We start from the raw sequence: 22643 nt of genomic DNA on the forward strand, positions 1-22643 counted from the left end.
CTTTGGTAATTTCTTGGTGAATATTATCTCAGGCCTTATTGCATATAGCTTCTTGCCCAAGAAACCTAGCATCAAATATCAAACCGTTAAAACAAATCAACTAGTTATGTTTTAATCGAACTCAGGTTACTATGAAATGCGTAATACAACATTCACATTTAATTTTTATTAACATTGTACTCGTTGTGTATCCCTGCTGTTCAATGAACGGTCAACACCTGTTCATTGAACTCCTACACCCCTGTTTAAAACGTACAAATTTTTAATATTTGGAGGATTAATCTAAATAACTCTAAACTACTATTCGAATGAAAGGAAAAATTAATTACTTTTTAGTGCTTGTGTTGCTGTTCTTTGGACATAGCGCGATTGCACAAGATGGTACGGTATCCGGTACGGTTACCAATGCTAGTGACAACATGCCTTTGCCGGGTGTAAACGTCTTGGTAAAGGGAACCACAAACGGTACCCAAACCGATTTTGATGGTAACTACACAATAACAGCCGCAACAGGGGATGTTTTGGTGTTTTCCTATTTAGGAACAAAAGTACAGTCTATTAATATTGGTTCTTCTAAGACTATTAATGTTAGTATGGAAGAAGATGCTAGCCAATTAGAGGAGGTCGTAGTAACGGCATTAGGCCTTGAAAGGCAAGCAAAGTCCTTGTCTTATGCAAATCAGCAAGTAGATACCGAAGAGCTTACCAAGGCACGTTCTGTTAACGTTTTGGAAGGTTTAAGTGGTAAAGTAGCCGGTATATCTATCACGCGATCTGGTTCTGGTGTTGGTGCTCCTACCAAAGTTGTAATGAGGGGTAACAAATCTATTGGTGGTAGTAGTCAGCCGCTATATGTTGTTGACGGTATTCTTCTTAATGGGGATATTAGTAATATTAGCCCAGATGATATTCAGGAAATATCAGTACTTAGAGGTGCAAATGCTGCAGCATTATATGGTAGTAGAGCTCAGAACGGCGCAATCGTTATTACTACCAAAAGTGGTAAAGGTGCGAAACCAGGGGTTTCAACTACGTTAGGTTTTGCATCCACTATCTCTACCCCTATAAACTTGCTTAAATTTCAGAATGATTATGGACAGGGTGCTGGTGGTACATATTCAGAAACCGCAACTACTTCATGGGGTCCACGTTTTGATGGCAGCCAGGTAGCTCATTGGTCCAACAATCCCAACTATTCTGATTTTGGAGGCACCTATGCATACGAAGCTCAACCAGATAATGTGACTGACTTTTTTAAGACGGGTCATGAATTGGCGACTAACTTAGGTGTGAACATGAACAGTGAAAAGACTAATGTCTTTTTGGGGTATACGTTTACTGATGCAGGAGGTATTGTACCAGGAAATAATTTGGATAGACACAGTATAAACACTAGGATTACGTCTAAAATTACCGATAAACTACAAGTAGATGCTAAGATTAATTATATCAGGGATAATTTCTCTAATGTACTTGCTACAGGCGAAGACTATGATAATCCCTTACGTTATTTATATACGATACCTAGAAACATCCGTACCAAGGATTTTCAGGACTATCAATTTATTAATGATGAAGGTAAATTAAGACAACACTACTTTTTACCACAGTTTAATGGTGGAGGTAACCCATACTGGAGTAGGAATAATATTTTGAACCCTAGATTAGATGAAAGAGTATTAGGTCTACTATCTCTAAAGTACCAAGTTAATGAAGATCTCTCCGTAATGGTACGGTCTGCTTTAGATCGCACTAGCCGTTCAGAAGAGCGTATATGGTACAATGATACATACACACGAGCTCAGTTTGGCCAGTATCGTAAAGTTGCCAGTAATCAATTCGATTGGAATAATGATATCCTAATCAATTATAACAAACAGATTTCTGAAGACTTTAAAATTGATATTAGTGCAGGTGCAAATCAACGTTATTTTCAAAGAAACTTCTTGCAGGGTGAAGGGCGAAACTTTACAATAGAGAATTTCTTTGCCTTAAGCAATACTCAAAACCCTATTGCCACAGAAGAGTTGGATAGGTTCGAAACACAGTCTGTTTACGGTTTAGGAGAATTATCCTATAAAAATGCTATATTTCTTAATGTAACAGCAAGGAACGATTGGAGTTCAACACTTCCTGAAAACAATCGATCTTATTTTTATCCATCTGTAGGTCTTACCGGTGTAATTACTGATTTGGTTGATTTAAGCAGTACCCCTTTAAGTTTTTTAAAGTTAAGGGCTAACTGGGCAGAGGTAGGTGCAGATGCAGATGCTTTTCGACTTTCTAGAAGGGCCGATATTCGTTTTGGAAGTTTAGATTTGAATCCAGAGCAGCCAAATCCAGATTTAAGACCGGTAACTACCCAATCCTTAGAACTTGGTTTTGATTCACGCTTTTTCCAAAACCGTTTAAGATTTGATTTAACGTATTATAAAATTAATTCCTTTGACCAGATTTTTAGTACACCGACACCTGTTGGTTCTGGTATAGCTAATTTGTTCCAAAATGGAGGTGATATTCAAAACCGTGGTTTTGAAATCGTCTTGGGTGGTACACTAATAGACAACCCTGATTTTTCTTGGGATTTGAATCTTAACTTTGCTACCAACCAAAATGAGGTTTTGGCAATTGCTGATGGTTTTGATAGACTTACTGTAGATAGTGATTTTATCAGGGATTATGTTTTGGAAGTAGGTGGTGAGTTCGGTGATATTTATTCTCGAGGTTACGAACGTAATGATGACGGAAATGTAATTGTAGATGCTTTTGGTCTTCCGATTATTACTCCTGGCCGTGATGCTGTTAAGGTAGCAAACTTTAATCCAGATTGGTTGGGTGGTATCCAAAATTCATTCCGTTATAAAGACTTTAATATCAGTGCTCTGATTGATATTCGTCAAGGTGGTAGCGTTACCAGTTTTTCAGAGGCAATTTTAGCTAGGGATGGTGTCTTAGATTATACGACAGAAGGTCGTGATGGTGGACTTGTCTTTGGTGATAATTTCTACAGTGGCGAAACGGCTGTTTTTGCAGACGGTAGTCCCAATAACATTTCCGTTTCGGCAGAAGAATTTTGGAACAGAGTAGGGGGTAGAAATACACCAGTAGGAGAGGCTTTTGTTCGAGAACTTTCTAATGTTCGTCTTCGTGAGTTGGTTATAGGTTATTCGGTTCCAGAGCGCTTTTTATCAAAAAGCTTTTTAACCTCGGCCAATGTGTCTTTGGTGGGAAGAAACCTTTTCTTTATTTCGAATAAAGCAGAAAACTTTGATCCGGAGGTACTTGGAGGTACTGATAATAGTAGTGAGGGCCGTGAAGCTTTTGCACTACCTACAACAAGGAATATTGGGGTGTCTATCAACTTTGGATTTTAAAAAAAATAATTTAAAAGAAAAAAAATGAAAAATAAACTAAAACAATTCGTGCTAGGTATGGCTGTAACGGCCTTCACTGTCAGTTGCACGGATGACTTTACGGAACTGAACACAGATCCTAAAAACTTTACTGAAGATGCGGTAACGTCCTCGGAATATCCCTTATTTGTTAAAAGGGCTCTTTATACCCCAAATTATATGCCTTTTGATCAAGCTAGGGGACCATTCCAATTAGGACATTCCCTATTCGCAGATGTATACTCCAATTATTTTGCGACCACTGCGCCAAATTTCAATAGTGATCAGTTCGAACTGGTAGGAGGTTGGCTAAACGGAGCCTATCGTTATTTCTATCAGCGGGCTGCACCTAACATTAAGTTTGCTGAAGATACTGCTGAAAATTTAGGTTTTACCTTGGAAAATGCAATGATGAAAGTTTGGCGTGTATATGCCTATCATAGGGTGACAGATTATTGGGGACCAATTCCTTATTCTGAATTTGGAAACTTGGAAAAAGAGGTGCCTTATGACTCACAAGAGGCTATCTATAACGATTTCTTTGTAACCTTAGAAGAAGCTGTAACTGTGCTTAAGGCTAACGCCGGAGGTACTTCATTTTTGGCTGGAAATGATGTTATATATGGTGGTGATGTTGATTCTTGGTTAAAATTTGCCAATACATTAAGACTTCGTTTGGCGATGCGTGTACGATATGCTGATCCAGCGCTTTCTAAGACTAATGCCGAGAAAGCTGTAGCTGATGGAGTAATGCTTTCGAATGATGACAATGCTAGTATTGGTACAGATATTAACTTCCAAAACTCATATACTACGATTACCCAATGGGGTGAGTTTAGAATGAGTGCTGACATGGAAAGTATCCTTAAAGGATATGAAGATCCACGTATGGCTAGTATTGCTGCCCCGGCAGCTGAACCCGATGCAACAGATGACCCAACCGGGGTCTCTTTTCCTTATGAGGGAATGCGTAACGGGCAAACGTCAGAATCTAAAGCAACAACAAGTTTCAATACCTTGACTTCCAATATGGCAGCGCCTTATACGCTAGGTGGTGACCCAGGCCCTGCTTGGGTAGTTATGGCAACTTCAGAAGCTTACTTCTTAAGAGCTGAAGGAGCTTTACAGGGTTGGAACATGGGTGGTTCAGCTGCCGATTTATATAACCAAGGTATTGTATCTAACCACGTGCAGTTAGGTTATGATGGCACTAACCTTTCTGGAGATGATTATGTGACTAGTGCTTTAATCCCAGCGTCTTTTGATGGGGGTCTAACACCCCCAGTTTCCACTGCTCCAGTAGCTTATAATGCAGCTGGGACGTCAGAACAACAATTGGAGCAGATTATAACACAGAAATGGATCGCGTTATGGCCTGATAGTGAAGAAGCTTATGCTGAACGTAGAAGAACAGGATATCCAATTCTTTATGATCGTTTGAATACCTTAAACCCTGACATCGCTGTAGATCAAATTCCAAGACGAATGACTTATACTGCTACTGAATACGCAGATAATACTTCTGCAACAGAGGCGGCTGTATCCAATTTGTTGGGAGGTCCAGATTCAGGAACCACAAAACTTTGGTGGGATAAGAAAAACTAGTATAAATATTTTTTAATAACTAAAAAGACCGCTAATCCATGCGGTCTTTTTTTGTATCTTTTATTTTCTAGATTCAAACTAAAATATCATTAGATTCAAGAACTCCGTATAATGCAAAAAACCAAATTAATCTCTCTTTTAGTAATAGTTGCTCTCCTTTTTTCGTGTGTTGATAATCATACCGATACAATGTTTACGTTGATGACAACAAGACAAACTGGTATCGATTTCAAGAATGTATTAAAGGAAACAGAGGAGTTTAATGTCTTAAAGTATGGTTATTTATATAACGGTGGAGGAGTCTCTATAGGAGATATAAACAATGACGGTCTACCGGATATTTATTTTACCGGTAACATGGTGGGTAGCCACTTATATATCAATCAAGGTGATTTTGAGTTCAAAGAAATTGCAAAGGAAGCTGGGGTATTTGCCGAAGGACTATGGAATACGGGTGTTACTATGGCAGATGTAAATGCCGATGGTTTTTTGGACATTTATGTGTGCCGCTCAGCTGCCCCTGCAGTAAGCAAAAGAAAAAACCTGCTTTTTATAAATAATGGCGACCTCACTTTTACTGAAAAAGGGGAGGACTACGGTATTGCAGATTCAGGATATTCAACGCAAGGGAGTTTTTTTGATTATGATAGAGATGGTGATTTGGATTTGTATGTTTTAAATCACTCAACTCAAGAATATGCTGGTTTTGGACAAATAACTGCCTCATTAAAGAATCGAAAGAACAAGGCGTATTCAGATAAATTATATAGAAACGATAATGGAAAATATAAGGAAGTAAGCGATGAAGCAGGGCTTATTTCTAATGTTCTGGGGTTTGGGCTGGGTATTGCAGTATCTGATATAAATAATGATGGTTGGCCCGATATTTATGTCTCCAACGACTATAATGAGCAGGATTATCTATACCTAAATAACCAAGATGGAACATTTACTAACAGCTTGGAGCAATTTATAGGGCATACCTCCTTATTCTCGATGGGTTCTGATATTGCCGATATGAATAACGATGGGTTTACCGATATCATGACATTAGATATGCTACCTGAGGGCAATGAGAGGCAAAAAATGGTCTCGGGTCCTGATAATTATGATAAATATCAACGGCTCGTAAATTCGGGCTTTCATAATCAGACCATGAGGAACATGTTACAACTCAATAATCAAGGTAAGTCATTTTCAGAAATTGGGCAGTTATCTGGTGTTTCCAATACAGATTGGAGCTGGGCCTCTCTATTTTTTGATATGGATAATGATGGTTTTAAGGACCTTTTTATCACAAATGGGTATAAAAAAGACTATACCAATATGGATTTCATGAACTATGCCGTTCAAGAAAAGTTAACTGAAAACAAGACTGGAGAGCAAAAGGCCATAATGGAACTCATTGCAAACATACCTGCTACCGTTGAGGAGAACTACAGCTATAAAAATAATGGTGACCTTACATTTGAGAAAATGAATTCGGCTTGGGGATTGGACCAAAAAACACTTTCTAACGGCGCAAGCTTTGCCGACTTGGATAACGACGGAGATTTGGATCTAGTAGTAAATAACATTGATGAAAGAGCCTTTGTTTATAGAAATAATAGTGAAATCCAAAATAACAATAATTATTTAAAAATAAAGCTCATTGGGGAGGGAAAAAATACATATGGTATTGGTGCGAAAATAGAGTTAATGGTTGCTAATCAAATTATGGCCCAAGAGGTATCCCCTTCACGTGGCTATCAATCTTCAGTTGATTATGGATTAGTTTTTGGTCTAGGAGCTTTCAAAAGTATTCCCAAACTCAGAGTAACATGGCCGAATACCAAAGTTCAAATATTGGATAATGTACCTACCAATCAAATGTTAATTTTAAAACAGTCAGCTGCAAGTTTTGAGGGTGAAGTAAACGTAGCATTACAAAAACCATTTTTTGTGGCGATTCCTGAAGATAGTCTTATCACTTATACACACGTAGAAAACAATTATAACGATTTTAAGAGAGAGCAGCTTTTACCGCATAAATTATCTACTCAAGGTCCGGGTATAGTAGCGGCCGATGTAAATGGTGATGGTTTAAGCGATATATATATAGGAGGCGCAAAAGGAACAGCCGGAACGTTGTTTTATCAGGCAAAATCAGAAGCATTTACAGCATCAACCTCTAAAGTGTTTGAAGAGGATAAAGAATCTGAAGATATAGATGCGCTCTTTTTTGATGCCGATAATGATGGTGATAAAGATCTTTATGTCGTTAGTGGAGGTAACGAATACGACGAAAATGCACAGGCGTTACAAGACCGGCTTTATATAAACGATGGTCGTGGTAAATTCAGTAAGAACAGTACGTTTCTCCCTCAAATGCTAACTAGCGGTTCATGTGTTGCAGGTAGTGATTTTGATAACGATGGTGATATAGATCTTTTTGTAGGTGGAAGATTGGTGCCTGGCAAGTACCCCAGCACACCCAAAAGTTATTTACTTGAAAATGATGGACTCGGAAAATTTACGGATAGCACTCAAAAATTAGCTCCGTTATTAGAAAACCCTGGAATGGTAACCGATGCCTTTTGGGGCGATTTTAATGACGATGGAAGAGAGGATTTAATTCTAGTGGGTGAATTTATGGGAGTTCGCATGTTTATGAATACTGCGGATGGACTCATAGAAGAAGATAAAGCGAACGGACTTGAAGATTCAGAGGGTTGGTGGAACAAAATTGCAGCTGGAGATTTTGATAACGATGGGGATATGGATTTTATAGTGGGAAATCTAGGTCTTAATTCACAATTAAAGGCATCTTTAAATGAGCCATTAACCCTTTATTTTAAAGACTTTGATGGCAATGGCTCGATTGATCCAGTTCTTTGCTCTTATATATTGGGTAAGAGTTATCCTGTTTTTTCTAAAGATGATCTGTTGTCCCAACTCAATGGCCTTAAAAGTAAATATGTAAACTATTCTGATTACGCCGATCAGCAAATAGGCGATATTTTCTCTGAAGAGGAGTTAAAAGGAGCATCTAGTTTAACGGCAAAGAATTTGGCTACAAGTTATATAGAGAATTTAGGCAACGGTCAATTTAATATTTCACCACTGCCTATTTCAACACAGTTTTCTCCAATTTATGGGATACTTGTAAAAGATGTAAATGCTGATGGCAACATGGATGTTCTGATGGGAGGTAATTTTTTTGGAAGTAGGGTAAAGTATGGTCGTTATGATGCTAATAGAGGAATACTATTGCTCGGAAACGGAAAAGGGGATTTCGTTGAAACCAGTACACTTGAAAGTGGGTTAAATGTAAATGGAGAAGTGAGGGGTATCATGACTTTAAAACTTGCAAATGGCTCTGAATCTATCATATTTGCTAAGAATGACGCTCCAGTTGAAATTTATAAAATTAATAACAACCAATAATTTCATAATCGTGAAGGACCCTATATTTATTATCTTTTTTCTATTGATTATTACTATTTCTCATGGTCAGGAAGCTACTATTAAGGAAGAAATAGTAGAAATTGAAACGTATGGTTTTGGAAAGCCAAACCCGGTGCCAATGCTATCGGATAATCCTAAAATTTTTCCATATTTTAAGTTCGACGCGTATGAGCATGTATCCAAAAAAAAGGATTGGAAAGTGGTCACTCTTGAGAATGATTACATAAAAGTTCTTGTGCTACCAGAAATTGGCGGTAAAGTATGGGGTGCTATAGAAAAAAGTACTGGAAATGAGTTCATCTATAAAAATGAGGTGGTTAAATTCAGGAATATTGCCTTGAGAGGACCTTGGGCCTCCGGTGGTATAGAAATGAACTTTGGTATTATAGGTCATCATCCAAGTACTGCAACGCCTGTAGATTATACGACCAAGACGAATGCTGATGGTAGTGTGAGTTGTTTTGTTAGCAATACAGATTTACCTTCTAACACTCGTTGGGTCGTAGAGATACGATTAGAAAAGGATAGAGCGTATTTTGAGACCAACGTGTCTTGGTACAATGCATCACCTATATCGGAATCATATTATAATTGGATGACTGCCGCTGCAGTCGTGTCTAAAGACTTGGAGTTTTTTATTCCAGGTACCACCTATTTGGATCACGATGGAACTGCCCACTCATGGCCAAGGGACAGTAAGGGTAGAAATTTAGCCTTTTATGAAAAGAATAATTTTGGTAAGGATAAATCCTATCATGTCGTTGGGGAGTACAATGATTTCTTCGGTGGATATTATCATGATCGAGATTTTGGTTTTGGGCAATGGGCATCTTACGAGGAAATGCCAGGACAGAAACTATGGCTTTGGTCTTTGGCGCGCTCAGGAGGTATTTGGGAGGATTTATTAACTGATTCAGATGGTCAATATGTTGAATTTCAAGCTGGGAGACTTCTGGACCAATATTCTCCAGGAGCGGTTAATCCAATAAGTCAAGTAGGCTTCGATCCTTTCGTAATGGATACGTGGTCAGAAATTTGGTTTCCTTTAAAGGATATTGGAGGGATGGTAGATGCTTCAAAACACGGTGCTTTGAATGTGGAAGTTGAAAAAGAAACTGTTTATGTTGGTCTCAATGCATTTCAAAAACTTGATAAAGAAATTATAGTGATGGTAAATGGAAAATCTGTTTTCACACAAACATTGGATTTGAAGCCCATGGAAATATTTTCTAAAACAATTCCGGTTTCCATTATGGATAAAATTGAAGTAGTGGTCAAGGGAACAGAATTGCAGTATACAAACCAATCTGAGCAAAACCGCTTAAAAAGGCCATTTTATCCTGATTTGAATCTCAAGGTATCCAAAACGGAACAATTGTTTCAAGACGGGGTTGAGGCGATGGAGTTTAGGGAATATCCAAAAGCGACTGAATTGTTTAAGGAACTCCTACAATTAGATCCTTCTCATAGAGCAGCATTAGTTAAACTGGCTGAGCTGGACTATAGAAAAACAAATTACGACAGATCACTGAAACACGCGAATGCCGTTCTAAAGATGGATACCTATGATTCAGGAGCCAATTATATAGTTGGACTAAGCTATCGTGAAATAAACGATACTATAAATGCATTGGAATCATTTGGCTGGGCCGCTCGGGATATAAAATATAGGTCTGTTTCTTATGCTCAAATGGCAGAATTGTATTTGGCCTCGCAAAATTATCCAAGCGCAAAGATATATGCGCGTAAGGCTTTAGATTTTAATACGTACAACCTAAACGCAAGAAAAGTACTAGCTGTTGTTGCAAGAAAACAAAAAAATAATAGAGAGTTTCAACAGGAAATAGAAGCTATTCTGAAAATAGATGCCTTAAACTATTTCGCCTTGTTAGAGAAAGAATTTATGGGTGGACAAGTGCAGTCATTAAGGAACTTAATAGGTATTGAAAATGAATTTTCTTCAGAAACTATTCTAGATTTGGCGCTGCAGTACCATAAACTTGGATTGGTCGAGGAAGCTATCCGCATACTAGATTTGGATGTAACGAATCCTAAAAATAAGCTTTGGCTATCCTTTATCCTAAAAGAGTCCGATGAGGTGAAAAGTTTGACTTTGTTAACGGAGGCTCAGAAAAGCAGTAGTGATTTTGTGTTTCCATATCGTCGTGAATCACTTCCAGTTATGATATGGGCAGCAGCGAAGCAACCGTCTAGTTGGAAGTTTAGCTATTATTTGGCTCAAAATTATTTAGCTGTAGGATTAATATATGAAGGTAAGTCAATTTTAAAAATACTTGGGAATACACCAGATTCAGATGTGTTCTATCGCTTTAGGGCAGAAATACTCAAAGATGAAAATATTTTAGGAAGCTTAGAAGATTATGCACGTGCATTAGAGCTACGTCCGGCAGACTGGAAAGTTTGGGAGGAAAATATACGATTCTCCCTAGAAACGGCAAACTATGAGAAAGCCCTAGCTTTATCGCAGAAAGCATATAAAAAATATCCTAACAACTACAATATTGGGATGGTCCACGCACAATCGCTTTTATATAAGGGTGAAAATAAGGAGGTTCTAAAAGTGCTTAAAAATATTCAGGTACTACCATTTGAACATGCCAATAATAGTAGAAAAATATACGAACGCGCTCATATGTCAATAGCAATTGCGTTTATTAAAAAGAAAAGTTACGAAAAGGCAATTCAAACCTTGAATTTGTCTAAAGAATGGCCTGAAAATATTGGCGTAGGCAAGCCCTATGAACCAGATGAAAGGTTACAGAATTATTTATTGGCCATTTGTAATAGTGCGCTAGTAGATGCTGTTAAGGAGCAAGAGCTTTTAAAGAAGATTATAGCATACTCAAATAATAATGGGTGGAAGCCAAACACAGATAACTTATTTGGATTATTGTCATTAAAAAAGCTCGGAAGGGAAGAAGAATTAAAAACTATACTTTTAAAACTGGAAGAAGCATCAGAAGATAATAATCTTAAAAACCAGCTAGTACTAGCATTCTTTAGAAACGATACAGATGAGCTTCTAAGCCTCAAGAAGAAAAAAATAATTACCGATGATTTATGGGAAATCTTCTTAGTTTCCACAAAGCACTAAATTATAAATATTAGGTATTTATTTTTCCTGATTTTTTAAACATTACTATCCTATTACCTTATAAATAGGCAATTACTATTTTTATATAGACCGGTGTCAAAGCTATCCATACTATTCATTCAATTTTCATTAAATAGACCATTGAGGTAAATAGTAGAGCTAGTCACTTGTTTCAGTACAAAAAACGATTGGTTTAGGAAAATGGAAATTCTTAAAGCCCTGCTTTTAGAGTACAAAACGCTTACGGCAGTATTGGTTCGGTTTTTAAATGTGAAATGAACAAATAACCCCAGTTTAATGAACTACTACCCCCCTAGTAATAGACTTTTTATTCATGATATTTGAATAAGGAAGTAACGTTTACGGTTCATAACGAAGTTAGTTTAGTATTTAGTTGTTGACACCTTGAGATTGTGTAAAAACAAGTATTCAAGGTGTTTTTTTAAGTTTTATTTTAATGTGATTAAAATTTTATTGGTATGATTAATATGAGATTAGTTTTAGTCGCCCTGTTGGTTTGTCTTATTGGCTGTAAAGATGTTGAAAAGAATGGTGTAAAGGAATCAGCACCAGAGATGTTATCCGTGGACCATCAGTTTAGCCTTGAAAAGGCAATATCAGATTGTGAATCTCAACTGGAGATTTCAGCACCTAAACTCACAAATCTTGCTCTGCATCCGCGCCTTATCGAAACTAATAAAAAGGAATGGAAGGAAATTAAGAACGACAGGTTGATGTGGACCTCTGGGTTTTATCCAGGTATATTATGGTATATGTACAATTTGACTAAAAATGAAAAATGGAAAAAAGAAGCTATTAAAAGAACAGAGGTTTTTGAAGATTTTAAGACTATAACCGAACACCATGATATCGGATTTATGATGTATCCCGCCTTTGGACTTGGTTTTGAACTAGGCGACAAAAAGGAGTATAAAGATATTCTGTTAACTTCGGCAGCCTCATTGGCCACACGCTTTAATCCAAAAGTTGGTACAATCAAGTCATGGTCAAACAAAATGCATCCCCGTTGGAAACAACATATAACCATTATCGACAATATGCTGAACCTCGAACTTTTGTTCTGGGCTTCCAATCACGGCGGTGGGCCCATCTACAAAGATATCGCTATCAAGCATGCAGAGACCACAATGAATAATCATTTTCGTGAAGACGGCACCTCGTGGCACGTGATCGAGTATGATTCTATAACCGGAGAAGTATTGAACAGAAACACCAAGCAAGGATATGCTGACGATAGCCGATGGTCTCGTGGCCAGGCATGGGGTATTTATGGCTATACTATGGTTTATAGGGAAACTGGAGACAAAAAGTTTTTAGATTTTGCTCAAAAAATAACAGATGCTTATTTAAAACTACTTCCAGCAGATTATATACCTCACTGGGATTTTGATATCGATACTACGAAAGATAATGACCGTGATGCATCTGCCGCTGCTGTCGTTGCCTCGGGTCTGTTAGAGTTAAGTACGTATGTTGAAGATGAAAAAGACCAAGAACGTTATTACGATGCCGCAATAAAAATGCTAGAATCACTTAGCTCTCCTGCCTATGCTGGGTTAGGAAAGTCCGATTCTTTCCTGTTGCACTCAACAGGTGCCAAATCGCTAGGTCATGAGATTGACGTGGCCTTGATTTATGCAGATTACTATTATATAGAGGCATTGAATCGTTTAAAAAAGATGAAAACGAATTAATCGGTTTATGAATTTTTTTAGAATGCGGTATGGTATTTGGTTTTTTAGTTGGGGAATCGCTCTTTTTGTTTCCTGCAAGGAAATTGATACGAAAGCTAAGTCTTTAGATTATCAAACAGCAAAACCTAATCTGCTCTATATATTTCCAGATCAATTGCGTAACGCAGCAATAGGCATCAATGGTGAGGACCCGGTATATACTCCGAACCTTAATCAATTGGCAAAGGAAGGCATCCTATTATCGCATGCTATAGCGAGCTTTCCACTTTGTAGTCCTTCTCGGGCAATGTTGATGACAGGAAAGGTACCTTACAATAATTCTGTTTTGTCGAATGCTAATTCAAGGCGTTTTAAATTCAATAATTCTTGGCAACGTGATGATATCAGTTTTTCAGATGTACTTGTGAATAATGGATACGATGCTGGTTATGTGGGTAAACTGCACCTAACTTCCCCACCCCCCATAGCGGGTAAGGATTCTGTTATCTGGGATGCTTATACCCCAAAAGAAGATCGTCACGGTTTCAACTTTTGGTATTCCTACGGTACTTTTGACGAGCACAACAATCCGCATTATTGGGTCAATGACGCTAAAGAAAATGAACTGACATATGTTGACGAATGGTCACCAAAACACGAGGCAGATGTCATTATCGATTATATTAAAAACCAAAAAAACACTTTACGTAACAATCAAAAGCCCTTTGCGTTGTTTTGGTCCGTTAATCCACCACACCCACCATATCAATATGTACCTGAAAAGTATCTTGAACCTTATAAGGATAAAACTTTAGATGAGCTTTTGGTAAGAAAAAATGTTAACCTTGAAACCGATGCCGAAGAGCTGAGGTTCCATAATGGAGCAACACGGGGCCGTGCAAATTTAGCTAAAGAGCAGGTTCGAAATTATTTTGCCATGGTTAGGGGAGTTGACGAACAAATAGGCAGGGTGTTAAAAGCTTTGAAAGAACAAGGTTTAAATGAGAATACCATAGTTGTTATTTCTTCAGATCATGGCGAAATGATGGGTAGTCACGGTTTAATGTCAAAAAATATTTGGTTTGAAGAATCCGTAAATGTTCCTTTTATCCTCCGATGGCCCGTAAAAATCCAAGGGGGTCAAAAGAGCGATATATTATTGAGTACACCCGATATAATGCCTACATTGTTAAATATGATGGGTGCTGTGGACGGAATGCCCAGAGATATCGACGGACAGGATTTATCTGAACAACTACTGACCGGAAAAGGCAAAAAGCCAGAATTTGCCCTCTACTATTTTATAGAGGAAGGCAGGCCGGAATCCGGACACCGCGGTATCCGTACTGCTAAAAACACCTATGTAGTTACCATCGATGATGAAGACCAGATACGTAAATTTCTCTACGATAATGTAAACGATCCCTATCAAAAGACAAATTTGGTGGGCATGAATTTCAAAATCGAACAAAAGCTGCATCACGAACTTTTAAAGGCCTTAAAAGAGAAGAAGGATCCTTGGTTAAAGTATTATAGCTCACTTGAAGCCGTCGCAATTAAAAAATAATAACCGCATGAAACTACCTAGGGTTAGTCATAACGAATTTCAGATAGTTGCTTTTTTAATGTGCCTTTTTTTAGTAAACTTAAATAATGCACAGCAAAATAAACTTCCTGCAGTAGAATCTTTTGAATCTCAAGAGGTTTTGGATAGTTACGATGTATCGACTCATGCTAAGTTAAGTTTAACTTCTACACATCGAAGGTTTGGAAAATCAGCTCTAAAATGGCAATGGAACGGTAACGAAAATTCTTTTGGTACTTCTAATTTTAAAATCTTGGAACGAGATTCTAAGATGCTAGTCTATGAGGATATTTTCCCAAGTAGTCCCACGCTAGTACTTTCTGTTTATAATGAAATGCCCCAAGTGGGAAACGTCAAGATTACGTATCAAAAAAATGGAGAAGACCAAACTTGGTTTAGCATCCCCTTGCAGTTTAAAGGCTGGCGCACAATTAGGGTGCCATTTTATGAGATGGAGGGTAATCGACCGCAAAAGTCGGGTAAAGTCGATTACGACTATTTTAAGGTAAGTTCTGATGCGGAAAAAGGGCTGTTGTATTTTGACGATATCGTCTTTTCGCAGTATATGGACAACCGCTATCCCTATCCCGATTTAATGGTTCCTTTTCTTAAAAGAGATCAAGATCGTGGCATCGACCATTGGATGCCTTTAGTCGAAAACCTTAAAAGATTGGAAGAGGTAAAGACTATTTCGCTTAATCCATCCGAAGAAAAAGATTTGAAGTTAGTGCAAGACCGGCTCAATGAAGAAGTGCTGACCAAAAGCAGCAATACGACATTTCAGGAAGCAAAGACCGATTATGCAGCCTTGGGTATCTATGAAAAGGATAAAATAGTTTTTGGTCCTCCGCTGACCTATAATTCTAAGGAAGTTTACTTTGATTCCCTGCAACAAGGGTTAAACACACAAAACGACATTAAGTCATTTGGTCAAAAGCTAATAAAAATAGCACAAGCTTTTGTGGTTTCCACCGACAATGCAGAGAAAGAAAAACTTGAGCAAAATTTTATTACCGCCTCCCGTTATTATTTGAACCAAGGATGGCAAAAAGGGATTTCGGGCGGAACTCGCCACCATGTCGGCTATGCCACAACTTACCTGACCGAAGCATTTTATATGATGCGTGAACCATTGAAGAAAGCGAGATTACTATCTGAAATCGGGCAGAGCTTGCAATGGCTGAATAATTTAGGAATGCTGCTAGATGATGCCGAAAACTTTCATGTGAATATCGACTACCTGAATACGCAGGCTTATTACCATTTAATGGTGATTTTATTAACCGAAAGCGAGGAAATGCAGGTAGCGTTATTGAATGCCTATTCTGACTACCTCTCAATTATTTTGGCCCAACAAGATGAGGAATGGGGCTTTAAGCCTGATGGTACCTCTTGGCACCACAACGGACATTATCCCGCATACGGACTTGGTGCGTTTCAAAAAGTACCGGGAATTTTCCATATCCTCTCAGGGACGGACTTTCGCATAGGGGAAGCAGGACACCGAAACTTTAAAAATGCTCTTTTGACGACTGCGGAATACAGCCAGTTGTACGATTGGGGCTTTGGAAATGCAGGTAGACATCCTTTAGAATCATGGCAAGGAAATAACATCCAATCTCTTCAAAATTCATATCTGCAAATGGCCTTTTCGGGAAATCCCGAAGGCACCTCAAAATTTGACAAAGAGGTCTCGGCCGCCTATCTGCGGCTTTGGGGCAAAAAAGATAGCCTTAACCGAAAACTCTTGACGGATGAAGGCATCATAGAACAGCAAATGTCAGGTTACCAGGTCATGCCCTATGCCGCCACGGCCATTCAAAGGCGTGCAAATTGGGCGGCCATCATCAAGGGGTACAGCAAATACGTTTGGTCGTCCGAGATCTATTCCTCCACGAACCGATATGGCCGTTATCCGGCCAACGGCACTGTTCAACTGCTAAATGCGAAAGGAGAGGAGGGAAGCGGATTCGTACAGGAAGGCTGGGACTGGAACCGGTATCCTGGTGCGACCATAGTGTATCTGCCTTTAAAAGAATTGGAAACGGAAAAATCGCTTTTAATGTTCCTGTCGGAGGAGACTTTTGCTGGAGCGGCACAATTAGGCGATAGCGGAGTTTTCGGAATGGTTTTAAACGAGAGCAAGGGATTGAATGCCGATGGGCTTGTAAGCGATAGAAGTGTAAGTTTTCCGGAAAAATTAAAGGCCAAAAAATCGATTTTTTCCTTTGGGGATAAATTAATTTGTATCGGAACAGATATCTCCAGTGTCGATAAAGAACATCCCGTTCAGACCAATCTTTTTCAGACCTTTTTAAAAAACTCAGATATGGCCATGTCTATAAATGGACAAGGTTCGGTCGATGGATTGTCTTTTTCTTCAAATACCGGAAATTGGATAGTAGATCCCTACGGAAACGGATATCACGTGCTATCGGAAAATCCGATTCAAGCGCAGCGTAAAGAACAAAATTCTTATCACAACAAATACTCGAAACGAACGGGAGAAATGCAAGCAAGGGGCGAAGGGGCTAAAGAGACAAAAGGAGATTTTGCTACCGCTTGGATTGACCACGGACCTGCGCCTAAAAAAGCATCTTATCAATATGTAATCTATCCCTTTTTATCAGAAAAGAAGCAAGAATCATTTGATGAAATGATATCCAAGGATACTTCCTTCAACATTATAAGGGCAGACAGCATAGCACATATTACAGTCGACAAAATAACATCAACCTTTGGATATGTTATTTTTGATTCCGATAATTATTCAGGTGAGGATATCCTTAAAAATGTATCTGCTCCGTCAATCATCATGCTGAAGAAAGAAACTATAAATAGTATTTTAGTTAGTGCGGTACAGCCCGATTTGAATTTTCCGAATAATGAAAAGAAAAAGAACGGTTTCGATAACTATAGCCAACCCGTGGAATTGACGTTAACTTTAAAAGGAAATTGGGAGTTGAAAGATGGTGTTGAGGTACAGTCTCTTAAATATATTGATGGAGCAACAATCATCGACTTAGAATGTCAACATGGCTTTTCTAAAGAATTCGGATTGATAAAGATATACTAATGAATATAAGGCTCGGTCAGTTGGAATCTCAAACGCTAAAGATTAATGAATATCGCCAAAAATCACTGGATTGGTACCAAGATACGATGGATACAAAATTCACAAGAAAATTGATAGTACTAACAAATAGTGCTTTGTTATCAAATTAACTGTTTGATAAACCCTATTAGAGTAAGTATTAATCGAAAATTTTAACAAACAAACATATACTCATGATTTATAGAAAATATTTATTAGTGTCGGTACTTTTTTCGGTTCTACTCACGGTAGGCTGCAAAGAAAAGAAAGTTGAAAATGTACAAACTGAAAATGCAAACCAAATAGATAAAAAACCGTTAAATATCGTTCTTATCTACACAGATGACTTGGGATATGGGGATATTAGTCCGTATGGGGCTATAGGATTGAAAACGCCGCATCTCGATTCTTTGGCAGCTGAAAGTATTGTGTTTAAAAATGCTTATGCCACTGCTGCCACGTGCACGCCCTCTAGATATTCATTGTTGACCGGTAATTATGCATGGCGTAGAAAAGGAACTGGAGTTGCAAAAGGAGACGAGTCCCTGTTGATTGATACTGCCGCAACAACCTTACCTTCGATGTTGAATTCCGCTGGCTATACTACGGGTGTAGTAGGTAAATGGCATTTAGGATTAGGAGGGGAGAACGGACCCGATTGGAATGGAAAAATAGCGCCAGGCCCTTTAGAAATAGGCTTCGATTATTCTTATATCATTCCTGCTACAGGCGATCGTGTACCCTGTGTTTTTGTTAAAAATCATCACATCGTCAATTTAGATCCGAATGATCCAATTCGGGTAAATTATAACAAGAAGGTTGGCGACTGGCCAACTGGAAAAGAGAATCCGGACCAATTAAAACTAAAACCCTCTCAAGGGCATAACAATACGATTGTAAATGGAATATCTCGTATTGGTTTTATGGATGGGGGGAAAGCTGCTCTTTGGGATGATGAAACGATCGCACCAGAATTGGTGAAAAAATCTGAGAATTTTATAAGGTCGAATCGCGATAAACCGTTTTTTCTTTTCCTGTCAACACATGACATTCATGTACCTAGAATTGCCAATAAGATGTTTCAAGGCAAAAGTGGTATGGGTCCAAGGGGAGATGTAATATTGCAGATGGACTGGACGGTTGGCCGAATTATGGCGACTTTAAAAAAGCAAGATTTACTAAAAAATACATTGGTGATCTTTTCAAGTGATAACGGCCCTGTATTGGATGATGGCTACCAAGATCAAGCAAGGGAACTAAATGGAGACCATAAACCTACGGGTAATTTGAGGGGAGGTAAATACAGTGCCCTCGAGGGAGGCACCAAAATTCCATTGATTATACGCTGGCCTGATGGTAAGGGTAAAGGAACTACCTCTCATGCGATGTTCAGTCAAGTAGACTTTCTTAATTCGTTAAGTCATTTGGCAGGTAATGATAAAGTGTTAAATAAAGTAATCGATAGTCAGAATCGATTGGCTGTTCTAATGGGCGACGATGAAGTGGGCAGAAATTCATTGGTTCAGGAAAGTTTTATGGGGCCATTGTCTTACATTGAAGGGGATTGGAAATATATTGAACCATTAGATGGTCCAAAAATGGTGCCGTGGGGACCTAAAATTGATACGGGTATTCGAACTAAGCCACAACTCTATAATTTAAAAAATGATTCAGGAGAGCAGGAAAATTTAGCTAATAAATTTCCTGAAAGAGTTGCGGAATTAAGCAAGAAACTGGCCACGCTAAAAAAGGATGCTTTTACAAATGTGCATACTGTACAGGGTTTAAACTAAAAGAGATAAGATGATATATAGTTTTTTTTGTAGGATGAAGGCGGGTGTTTTATTGTTGCTTATTTCATTACTGCTCTCATGTAAACCATCTAAAAAACAAAACTTTGTATTTATACTGGTAGACGATTTAGGATGGACCGATTTAGGGTATTCTGGGAGCACCTTTTACGAAACTCCAAATATAGACGCCCTAAGTAAATCGAGTATTCAATTTACAAATGCCTATGCATCGGCATCAATATGTTCACCATCAAGGGCTTCAATACTAACCGGGAAGCATCCAGCCAGAGTAAATATTACTGATTGGATTCCGGGTGATAATCCTCAAGATAAAAAATTATTGGGTCCGGAAGATTTGAATGAATTTCCTATTAAAGAAGTGACTGTTGCGGAAGTATTGAAACAGAATGGTTACTCAACTTTTTTTGCAGGAAAATGGCATTTAGGCGACAATGGTTTTTTACCGCAGGATCAGGGGTTTGACGAAAACTTAGGTGGGTATCATATGGGGCAACCGCCAGGAGGCTACTACTCGCCATATAAAAACCCTCATTTGCCTGATGGACCGGATGGAGAATATTTGACGGACAGACTTACCAATGAATCCATTCAATTTCTCGATACCATTAATAATAATCCGTTTTTCTTATTCCTAAGCTATTATACGGTACATACACCAATACAGGCCAATCTTCGGCATATCGATATGTTTGAGAAAAAACTTAAAAATCTCGATAGTATTGGGTTATTTGAGAGGAAAGAGGGAGAAGCGATGACTAGATTGGCACAAAGGAATCCGGAATATGCTTCTATGCTCTATGCCTTAGATGAAAATATTGGAAAGCTAATTTCGAAATTAAAGGAAGAGGGGTTTTATGAAAATACCACTATTATATTTACTTCGGACAATGGCGGACTTACTACGCTTAAACCGGAATATGATTTTGAGTCTCCTACATCAGTATTACCTTTAAGAGGGGGGAAGGGTTGGTTATATGAAGGAGGTATTCGTGTGCCATTGTTAATTAAACCGGCGCATTATAATGAACAGAATGAAATTGTTAGAGAACCTGTAATAGGACATGATTTTTTTCCAACAATGTTATCTCAAGCAGAAATAAAGGTTGATGCGAGCTTAGAAATAGACGGAATTAATCTAACCCCGTTACTTGAGGGTGTTGATAAATTGAATAGAGAAGAGCTGTATTGGCATTATCCCCATTATCATGGTAGTGGTTGGTCGCCAGGTGCGGCAATTAGACAGGGAGATTGGAAATTAATCGAGTTTTATGAAACTGAAAATGTGGAATTGTATAAGCTATCCGAGGATATTTCAGAAGAAAATAACCTAGCTATTGAGTATCCGAAAAAAGTAGAGGCTCTTAAACAAAGACTTCACGAACTTCAAAAATCTATGGATGCCAATAAGGCAACCGTAAATCCAAAATCGAATTAAATAGAAAGCCTAATACTGAAAATTAAAAACCTGATTGCTAGCTAGTTAGTATTTACTCAGATTTTATCTATGCTTGTGACAAAGAACCGCAAATGATTATAAAAATAATAAATCATATTAAAATCTATAATTTTCTATGACTGTAGTTTTCTATTAAACTTCGAAAGAGATTTTCTATGTTTTTGTGATTCACATATTAAAAATCTAAGTCTTTTAAATAAACAGACAGTCACCCCTTTTAGAATAGTAGCCCCCCTATTATTATCTGGTATTATGTTTTATTTTGTTTAGCAAGATTTTGGGTGATGTAAAATGTTTGCTCTAGAACTATTAGAATGGTGAAGAATATATATAAAGTCAATTTAATTCAAGAACAGGAACTCGACGTTTTAAACGAAGTAGATGGAGTGCCATGGAGTAAAGCAAATGACCTAATCCATTTTGAAAGTCCGTGGAGCGATGAAAAAATTTCTAAAATAGTTTTTAAAGCATTGTGGAACGATGTTGATTTGTTTTTTCGATTTGAAGTTGAAGATAAATCAATTCATATTGAAGAATTAAACGATAGCTATGAATCTATCGGGAGTTCTGATCGCGTGGAACTTTTTTTTAGACAAGATAGTAGACTGAATCCGTATTACTGTTTGGAAATCGATTCAAAAGCAAGAATTATGGATTTCAAAGCTTCCCCTGATAGAAAATTTGATTTTGAATGGAACTGGCCTACCGAGCAAATAAAAGTTAAATCGAAAATCAGTAAGAAAGGGTTTATAGTTGAGGGCTCAATAAGTATAAACTCTTTAAAAAGCCTTAACCTAATAAAGAATGGTTTTATTGAAGCGGGAATTTATCGGGCTAAATATAATGTAAATGACTTTTCTGAATATACCCCTACTTGGATTACCTGGGTAAATCCTATGACAAATTTACCGGACTTTCATATTGATTCATCTTTTGGTGTTTTGAAACTGGCTTGATTTAATGCTCAAACAAAACCGACTCAAATAATGATAACAGAACAAAAAGTAAAAATAAAGAAAATTGTTTCTATAGTTCCTGCCAGGATGTGTCTTTTTGGAGACCATCAAGACTATTTAGAACAACCTGTAATTACTTGTTCCATTGACGGTCATATAACTTTATCCGCTAAGTCAAATGGAACAGGCTTTTTTCATATAAACAAAATTGACTTAAACGTTAAAAGGGATATCTCTATTGATTGGCAAAGCAGTAGTGTAGAAAAAGGAGACCATTTTTTATTGGCATTAAAGGTGCTTAGAAATTATAATTGTATTCCCACAGAAGGCTATGACATTCTTATTTCTGTAAATATTCCAATAGCGTCCTAAACGATTAAAAAAGAGAAAGGGAATTCTGTTCCTCAAAGTTACCTTTGTGGTGCACTCAAAACCACACCTTTCTCTTATGTTAAATATAACCTTGTTTTCCCAAATCATCTCGA

At 37.8% G+C, this 22643-nt stretch carries 11 protein-coding genes; all 11 read left to right on the top strand.

The genetic code is table 11. The annotated features are described in order from the left end of the window. Positions 1 to 308 precede the first annotated feature (308 nt). On the top strand, positions 309 to 3374 hold the full coding sequence (locus ES765_RS19590) for a SusC/RagA family TonB-linked outer membrane protein (protein WP_138116033.1): 3066 nt from the start codon (positions 309 to 311) through the stop codon (positions 3372 to 3374). Positions 3375 to 3398: 24 nt separating this feature from the next. Then, entirely contained in the window at positions 3399 to 4997 is a 1599-nt protein-coding gene (locus ES765_RS19595; protein WP_138116034.1) for a SusD/RagB family nutrient-binding outer membrane lipoprotein, read from the top strand. Positions 4998 to 5108: 111 nt separating this feature from the next. Beyond that, positions 5109 to 8423 (top strand): VCBS repeat-containing protein, encoded by a 3315-nt coding sequence (locus ES765_RS19600; RefSeq protein ID WP_212744274.1) that lies wholly within the window; start codon positions 5109 to 5111, stop codon positions 8421 to 8423. 10 nt (positions 8424 to 8433) lie between these two features. Then, the gene (locus ES765_RS19605; protein ID WP_171017381.1) at positions 8434 to 11559 is read left to right on the top strand and encodes a DUF5107 domain-containing protein; all 3126 of its coding nucleotides are present in this window, start codon (positions 8434 to 8436) and stop codon (positions 11557 to 11559) included. 479 nt (positions 11560 to 12038) lie between these two features. After that, positions 12039 to 13274: a glycoside hydrolase family 88 protein gene (locus tag ES765_RS19610; RefSeq protein WP_138116036.1), complete on the top strand. Its 1236-nt coding sequence runs from the start codon at positions 12039 to 12041 to the stop codon at positions 13272 to 13274. 7 nt (positions 13275 to 13281) lie between these two features. Beyond that, the gene (locus ES765_RS19615; RefSeq protein ID WP_138116037.1) at positions 13282 to 14820 is read left to right on the top strand and encodes a sulfatase; all 1539 of its coding nucleotides are present in this window, start codon (positions 13282 to 13284) and stop codon (positions 14818 to 14820) included. 7 nt (positions 14821 to 14827) lie between these two features. Continuing rightward, positions 14828 to 17914, top strand: a complete 3087-nt coding sequence (locus ES765_RS19620) for a chondroitinase family polysaccharide lyase (protein ID WP_138116038.1) — start codon at positions 14828 to 14830, stop codon at positions 17912 to 17914. 212 nt (positions 17915 to 18126) lie between these two features. Then, entirely contained in the window at positions 18127 to 19725 is a 1599-nt protein-coding gene (locus ES765_RS19625) for a sulfatase family protein (RefSeq protein WP_138116039.1), read from the top strand. Positions 19726 to 19735: 10 nt separating this feature from the next. Next, the gene (locus ES765_RS19630; protein WP_212744275.1) at positions 19736 to 21181 is read left to right on the top strand and encodes a sulfatase; all 1446 of its coding nucleotides are present in this window, start codon (positions 19736 to 19738) and stop codon (positions 21179 to 21181) included. Between the two features lie 335 nt (positions 21182 to 21516). After that, positions 21517 to 22158 (top strand): sugar-binding protein, encoded by a 642-nt coding sequence (locus tag ES765_RS19635; RefSeq protein ID WP_138116040.1) that lies wholly within the window; start codon positions 21517 to 21519, stop codon positions 22156 to 22158. 30 nt (positions 22159 to 22188) lie between these two features. Beyond that, positions 22189 to 22530, top strand: coding sequence for a hypothetical protein (locus tag ES765_RS19640; protein WP_138116041.1), 342 nt, complete (start codon positions 22189 to 22191; stop codon positions 22528 to 22530). Positions 22531 to 22643 lie beyond the last annotated feature (113 nt).

The sequence above is a fragment of the Maribacter sp. ACAM166 genome (assembly GCF_005771495.1).
Classification (GTDB): Bacteria; Bacteroidota; Bacteroidia; order Flavobacteriales; family Flavobacteriaceae; genus Maribacter.